This window comes from Paraburkholderia sediminicola, from assembly GCF_902859805.1.
Lineage (GTDB): Bacteria > Pseudomonadota > Gammaproteobacteria > Burkholderiales > Burkholderiaceae > Paraburkholderia > Paraburkholderia sediminicola.
Map to the genome: position 1 here is coordinate 228,712 of NZ_CADIKC010000012.1, position 7,485 is coordinate 236,196.

6 protein-coding genes are annotated in these 7,485 nt (G+C 60.5%); all 6 read right to left on the reverse strand.

All coding sequences use genetic code 11. The features are described 5' to 3' along the window. Positions 1-385: 385 nt before the first annotated feature. Positions 386-1,357, reverse strand: coding sequence for a branched-chain amino acid ABC transporter permease (locus R8871_RS32250; protein ID WP_154558734.1), 972 nt, complete (start codon positions 1,355-1,357; stop codon positions 386-388). Then, positions 1,357-2,241, reverse strand: a complete 885-nt coding sequence (locus R8871_RS32255) for a branched-chain amino acid ABC transporter permease (protein ID WP_054038594.1) — start codon at positions 2,239-2,241, stop codon at positions 1,357-1,359. Before R8871_RS32255 ends, R8871_RS32250 begins: the two co-directional genes overlap by 1 nt. Positions 2,242-2,437: 196 nt before the next feature. Then, positions 2,438-3,652, reverse strand: a complete 1,215-nt coding sequence (locus R8871_RS32260; protein ID WP_175054071.1) for an ABC transporter substrate-binding protein — start codon at positions 3,650-3,652, stop codon at positions 2,438-2,440. A 66-nt stretch (positions 3,653-3,718) separates the two neighbouring features. After that, positions 3,719-4,477 (reverse strand): ABC transporter ATP-binding protein, encoded by a 759-nt coding sequence (locus R8871_RS32265; protein WP_175054072.1) that lies wholly within the window; start codon positions 4,475-4,477, stop codon positions 3,719-3,721. Then, the gene (locus R8871_RS32270; protein ID WP_054038612.1) at positions 4,474-5,253 is read right to left on the reverse strand and encodes an ABC transporter ATP-binding protein; all 780 of its coding nucleotides are present in this window, start codon (positions 5,251-5,253) and stop codon (positions 4,474-4,476) included. The genes R8871_RS32265 and R8871_RS32270 overlap by 4 nt, the downstream gene beginning before the upstream one ends. A 321-nt stretch (positions 5,254-5,574) precedes the next feature. Next, on the reverse strand, positions 5,575-7,290 hold the full coding sequence (locus R8871_RS32275; protein WP_175054073.1) for a GMC family oxidoreductase: 1,716 nt from the start codon (positions 7,288-7,290) through the stop codon (positions 5,575-5,577). Between the last annotated feature and the right edge of the window lie 195 nt (positions 7,291-7,485).

Genomic DNA, 7,485 nt, shown 5'->3' on the forward strand with positions numbered 1-7,485 from the left:
TGAAATTGGGGGTGGCTCGGTGAATAAAAAAGGGTCACCGAATTAGCGGAGGAATTGAATGGCGAATAACGAAAAGTACAAATAAAAAGCGCTGTTGGATATCAATCCAACAGCGCTTTCGTCTGGGCACTGAGTGCCTCATTGTCTCCTCGTTCTCCACCTGCAAAATTCGTGGTGCATCAGAACTGCATGAAGATTAAACGAGCACCCTCCCCCTTACAACTAGCAATTACCCTAGTGGTGCACTGCGGCACAAATATGGGGCACGTTTTGTGCTGATTTAGCGCGAGGGCCGGCCCGCGCGCAACGCAGGATCCGGCCGTGCCGACTTCATGAGTCGCCGAATTATATCGGACGCCAAAGCAATTTGAAATTCAGTGCCGCTTCAGGCCCGCAACGGCCGCACTCTCGCGATGATCTCACCGACAATACCGCGTCGGAACGCCAGCACGCAGGCAATGAAAATCACGCCCGTCACGATGGTCACGGATTCGCCTAGCGAGCGGAACCATTCGACGCCTGTCGACGAAGCCAGCGCCGTGCCGATATCGCCGAGCCGGTCTTCGAGCGCAACGATCAGCGCCGCACCGAGCAGCGGCCCGAACAGCGTCCCCATGCCGCCCACAAGCGTCATCAGGATCACGAGACCGGACATGGTCCAGTACGCGTCGCTCAGCGTCTCGAAGCCCTGCACCAGTACCTTGAGCGAGCCCGCCAGACCGGCGATCCCGGCAGACAGAATGAACGCCAGCAGTTTGAAGCGATCGGTATCGTAACCGAGCGACACAGCGCGCGGCTCGTTCTCCTTGATCGCCACCAGCACCTGTCCGAACGGCGAGTGCACGATCCGCACGATCAGCAGGAATGCCAGCACCATCACGGCCAGCACGACAAAGTACAGCGTCACGTCCGACGACAGATCCAGCAAGCCGAACAGCTTGCCGCGCGGCACGCCTTGCAGGCCGTCCTCGCCGTGCGTGAACGGCGCCTGCAGGAACACGAAGTAGACCATCTGCGCGAGCGCCAGCGTCACCATCGCAAAGTAGATGCCTTGCCGGCGGATCGCGAACAGGCCGACCACCAGCCCAAGCAACGTTGCCGTGGCGGTGCCCGCCACCACGCCGAGCTCCGGAGAGAAGCCGAGCGTCTGCATCGCATAACCGGTGACGTAACCGGCCGAGGCGAGAAACATCGCGTGACCGAACGAGAGCAGACCCGTGTAGCCAATCAGCAGATTGAAGGCCGCCGCGAACAACGCGAAGCACAGCACCTTCATGACGAAGAGCGGATAGATGCCGAGCACGGGCACCGCGAGAAGCGCGATCAACAGCAGACCGTAGAGCACTTTTCTCTGCATCATTTTTCCTTGCCGAAGAGACCCGCCGGGCGCACCAGCAACACGAGCGCCATGATCACGAAGACGACGGTCGCCGACGCTTCCGGGTAAAACACACGCGTCAGCCCTTCGATCACGCCAAGCAGCAGGCCGGTCAGGATCGAGCCCATGATCGAACCCATGCCGCCAATCACGACCACCGCGAACACAGTGATGATCATCGGCTGGCCCATCAACGGCGAGACCTGAATCACCGGCGCGGCAAGCACGCCGGCGAACGCCGCCAGCGCGACGCCGAAGCCATAAGTGAGCGTGATCATCAACGGCACGTTGACGCCGAACGCCTCGACCAGTTTCGGATTCTCGGTGCCCGCGCGCAGATAGGCGCCGAGACGCGTCTTCTCGATCACGAACCACGTGGCAAAGCAGACCACGAGCGACGCCACCACGACCCACGCGCGATAGTTCGGCAGGAACATGAAGCCGAGATCCGTCGCACCGGAGAGCGCCGACGGCACGTCGTACGGCTGGCCGGACGAACCATAGATCGACCGGAACACGCCCTCGACAACCAGCGTGAGCCCGAAAGTAAGCAGCAGCCCATAGAGGTGATCGAGCTTGTACAGCCAGCGCAGCATCGAGCGTTCGATCACGATGCCGAACACGCCGACGATCAGTGGCGCGAGCACCAGCATCACCCAGTACGGCAGCCCGAAATACGACAGGCCCATCCACGCGAGCATCGCGCCGAGCATGAACAACGCGCCGTGCGCGAAATTGATCACGTTGAGCAAGCCGAAGATCACCGCCAGACCCAGGCTGAGAATCGCATAGAACGAGCCGTTCACGAGCCCCAGCAGCAGCTGGCTCAGCATCGCCGGTAGCGGAACGCCAAAGATTTCCATTGAAGCCTTAATCCCTTAAGCCATCGTCAGGGTGGGATCGGTTACGTACGATCCCGCCGACGCGCGACCGGCGAGCCATCCGCCCGATCGCACGCGGCATCTGAAGCAGCTGGCCGTCAGTCTGTGTACCAAAACGGCGCTATGTATTTCCCGCCGGATAAGGCTGAATGACGGTCAGCTGGTTATCAGTCTGCGTTCATTTCCACAGCGCGCAGCGCGTTTCAGCCTTGGTCGTAAACGCTTGCTCGCCGGGGATCGTCGCAGTGATCTTGTAGTAGTCCCACGGCTCTTTGGATTCGGCCGGCGTCTTCACCTGCATCAGGTACATATCGTGGATCATGCTGCCGTCCTGACGGATATAGCCCTTCGCGTAGAAGTCGTCGATCTTGGCCTTCTTCAGTTGCGCCATCACCTTGTCGGAGTCAGTCGAACCGACTGCTTTCACCGCGTTCAGGTAGGTCATGGTTGCGGAGTAGTCAGCGGCCTGCAGGCTGGACGGCATCTTCTTCATCTTGTCGAAGTAGCGCCGCGCCCACGCGCGCGTGGTGGCGTCCTTATTCCAGTACCAGCTGTCCGTCAGCACCAGGCCCTGGGTCGTTTCCAGACCCAGACTGTGGACGTCGTCGATAAACATCAGCAGCGCGGCCAGTTTCATCGTCTTCGTGATGCCGAATTCCTTGGCGGCCTTGATCGAGTTGATCGTGTCGCCGCCCGCGTTGGCGAGGCCGAGAATCTGCGCCTTCGAAGCTTGCGCCTGCAACAGGAACGACGAGAAATCCGATGCCGAAAGCGGATGGCGCACGGCACCCAGCACCTGGCCGCCGTTGGCCTTCACCACGTCCGACGTATTCTTTTCGAGCGCCTTGCCGAACGCGTAGTCAGCGGTCAGGAAGTACCACGTCTTGCCACCCTGCTTCGTCACCGCCGAGCCCGTGCCCTTGGCGAGCGCCGTCGTGTCGTACGCGTAGTGGATCGTGTACGGTGTGCATTGCTCGTTGGTCAGGGTATCGGCGCCAGCGCCGATGCTGATGTAGACCTTGTGCTTTTCTCCGGCCACGGTGTTCATCGACAGCCCGGTTGCTGAATTCGTGCCGCCAATCAGCAGATCGACGCCATCCCGATCGAACCATTCGCGCGCCCGCGACGCCGCGATGTCGGCCTTGTTCTGGTGATCGGCATAGACCACCGAGATCGGCTTGCCATTGACCTTGCCGCCGAAGTCGGCCACGGCCATGCGGATCGCTTCGAGACCGCCCTGGCCATCAATATCCGCATACAGACCCGACATGTCGGTGATGAAGCCGATCTTCACGGCATCGTCAGCGGCCTGCGCGCTGCCCATCGTCAACGCGGCGCCGGCGGCAACCGCGAAACATAGTGTGGCAAGCCGCGCGAGTGGGTTCTTTTTCATTCCTGTCTCCTGGTTTCTTCGCTTGTGGTTATCAGAGGCAATCGGACGTTTCTCGTTACTTCCTGTCTATACGCCCAGTAGGTCGTGCAGCACCGGCATCTTGCTTTCAAGCTCGCCGGCCTCGAAGTGTTCGACGATCGCACCATGCTCCATCACATAGAAGCGATCGGCGAGTGGCGCGGCAAAGCGGAAATTCTGTTCGACCATCACAACCGTGTAGCCGCGCGCCTTGAGCGTCATGATCATGCGGGCGAGCGCCTGCACGATGACCGGTGCAAGGCCTTCCGAGATTTCATCGAGCAGCAGCAAACTCGCGCCGGTGCGCAGAATGCGTGCGACCGCCAGCATCTGCTGCTCCCCACCCGAGAGCCGCGTGCCCTGGCTCATGCGGCGTTCCTGCAGATTCGGAAACATCGAATAGATTTCTTCGAGCGACATCATGTGCGCCTTGTCGCCGACGGGCGGCGGCAACAGCAGGTTTTCCTCACATGAGAGGCTCGAGAAAATCCCACGCTCTTCCGGGCAATAACCGATGCCGCAATGGGCGATACGATGAGTCGGCAGGCTAATGGTTTCGCGTCCGCCGATGCGGATCGAGCCGGTGCGCCGGCCGGTGAGCCCCATGATCGCGCGCAGTGTGGTGGTGCGCCCCGCGCCGTTACGGCCCAGCAGCGTCACAACTTCGCCGCGGTTCACCGTCAGATCGACGCCATGCAGGATATGGGACTCCCCGTACCATGCCTGCAAACCCGTGATCTCCAGCGCGGGGGCACCGCCAGCCGTGCCGCTCACCTCGAGGCTTTCGCGCTCGGCAATCGTATTCATGCGTGGGCTCCGGCGAGCGCCGCGTCGGCGCTGCCCATATAGGCTTGCATCACGAGCGGGTTCTTCGACACTTCGGCGTAGCTGCCTTCGGCGAGCACTTCACCTCGTTGCAGCACGGTGATGGTGTCGGAGATGCCGGCGATCACGTTCATGTTGTGCTCGACCATCAGGATCGTGCGGCCGCTCGATACTTTCTTGATCAGGGCCGTGACGCGATCGACGTCTTCATGGCCCATGCCTTGCGTCGGTTCGTCGAGCAGCATCAACTCGGGCTCCATCGCGAGCGTCGTGGCGATTTCGAGCGCGCGCTTGCGGCCGTAGGACAGTTCTACCGTGAGCACGTCGGCGAAATCGGTCAATCCGACCTGGGTGAGCAAGTCCATGGCCCGATCGTCGAGCTGACGCAACGTGCGCTCGCTCTTCCAGAAGTGAAATGCCGTGCCGAGCACGCGCTGCAATCCGATGCGCACATTCTGCAATGCTGTCAGATGCGGAAATACAGCAGAGATCTGAAACGAGCGAATGATGCCGCGCCGGGCGATTTGCGCCGGGCGTTCACTGGTGATGTCAATTCCATTGAAGACGATCTGACCCGCGGTCGGTTCAAGGAATTTGGTGAGCAGATTGAAGCAGGTGGTCTTGCCTGCCCCATTGGGGCCGATCAGCGCATGGATCGAGCCACGGCGCACGCGCAGGTTCACCCCGTTCACGGCGATGAAGCCTTTGAACTCGCGGGTGAGGCCGCGCGTTTCGAGAATCGTATCGCCGAGAATCATGTTCCCTTCCATACGGAGTAAGGCGAAGCACTACGATCTTCCGCGCGAACGGCTGCGCGACTTTTATGTGTGACGGCGGCACCCCGTGCCGCTCGTTGGCGTACTGCACCAATCCGGACGGTAATCCATGGGCGGCACGCAGCATGGCTGCCATTGTCGCGCCAATGATGCAGCGCATTCATTGGGATTTGCACTTAGTGGATGACGACTGTTTGAAGCAAGGCGGAAGCGTGTTCAAGCGCTGCGTCAATCACGCTCGATGCATGCCAGGGAAAGTCCGAGGCACGCGCGGCGGCCTCGGATCCTGCTGCCACGCGCGTGTCACACGGCGGACATGGACGGCGCAGTACTCGTCTGAAGCGGAACGCTGCCGCCCACGCGTGCGCGGCGGTCTTCGCGGATCATGTCGCTGGCGCGTTCGGCGATCATCAGCGTCGGCGAATTGGTGTTGCCCGAGGTAATGGACGGCATGATTGATGCATCGACCACCCGCAAACCGTCAACCCCGATAACTCGTAGGCGATTGTCCACGACCGCACCGGGATCGTCGGCAGTGCCCATCCGACAGGTGCCGACCGGATGAAAGATGGTGGTGCCCACCGCGCCTGCGGCCTGCTGAAGTTCTTCTTCGGTCTGATACTGGATACCGGGCAGAATCTCCTGCGGCCGATAGCGCGCGAGCGCAGGCGCCGCGGCGATGCGGCGCGTGAGACGCAATGCGTTGGCAGCAACGTGCCGGTCATAGTCCGTGGACAGATAGTTTGGCGCGATCAACGGCGGCGCCGACGCATCGGCCGACCCGATGTGAATGCTGCCACGCGAAGTCGGCCGCAACTGACACACCGACGCGGTGAATGCATTGAAGCGATGCAACGGTTCGCCGAAGCGATCGAGCGAGAGCGGTTGCACGTGATACTCGAGGTCAGGACGCGTGAGCGAGCGGTCATCCAGATCGGACTTGGCAAACGCGCCGAGTTGCGATGGCGACATCGACATCGGGCCGCTTTGAAAGAGTGCGTACTGCATGCCGATCATCAGCTTGCCCCACCAATGCGCGGAGGCGGTATTGAGCGTACGCACGCCGTCGACTTTATAGGCCATACGCAACTGCAGATGGTCCTGCAGATTTTCGCCGACACCGCGCAGATTCTTCACGACCTCGATGCCAAGATTCTGGAGGCGCGCGCCATCCCCGATACCGGAGAGTTCGAGCAATTGCGGCGAGTTGACCGCACCGGAACTGAGGATCACTTCGCACCGGGCCTTGGCGAGATAGTCGGTGTTGTCGCCACGATATTCGACACCGATGCAGCGACGTCCTTCGAACACGACGCGTTGTGTGTGGGCACCGACGATAACGGTGAGATTCGGGCGCTTAAGTGCCGGACGCAGGAAGGCTTTCGACGCATTCCACCGGATGCCGCGTTTCTGATTGACGTCGAAGTAGCCGACGCCGGTGTTGTCGCCACGATTGAAGTCATCGGTAGCGGGTATGCCGGTTTGTTGCGCGGCTTGTGAAAACTCTTCGAGGATCTTCCATTTCAGACGCTGTTTTTCGACGCGCCATGGGCCGCCTGCTCCATGCGATTCGGAGGCGCCGGCGTGGTGGTCTTCGCTGCGTTTGAAGATGGGGAGGACCTGGCTCCAGGACCAGGAGGCGTCGTTGGTGACGCGGGCCCATTCATCGTAGTCCTCGCGTTGGCCGCGCATGTAGATCATGCCGTTGATCGATGAGCTGCCGCCTAGTACTCTGCCTCGCGGGTATGAGAGGGAGCGGCCGTTCAGGCCGGGTTCGGACTGGGTTTTGTAGAGCCAATCTGTGCGGGGATTGCCAATGCAGTAGAGGTAGCCTACCGGTACGTGGATCCAGTGGTAGTCGTCTTTGCCGCCGGCTTCTAGCAGGAGGACTTGTACTTCTGGATCTTCAGATAGGCGGTTGGCGAGGACGCAACCTGCTGTGCCGGCGCCGACTATGATGTAGTCGAATTCGCCTTCCAGGCGGGGGGGTTTTGTTTGTGTGTTTTTTGGGGTGTTCATCGTTTTGTCTCCTAAGCTTTTTTGCCTGTTTGGCGATTGTTGTCTGTGTTCTTAGGGGTTTGGCCTTTTCTTGTTCTGGCTTTGGTGCCTTTCCTTGCTTTGTTAGTGGTCTATTAGCGTTCCCCCTGTGCGGGGGGGCACCTACTTTTCTTTGCCGGCTGCAAAGAAAAGTAGGCAAAAGAAAGCAGCTCAAAC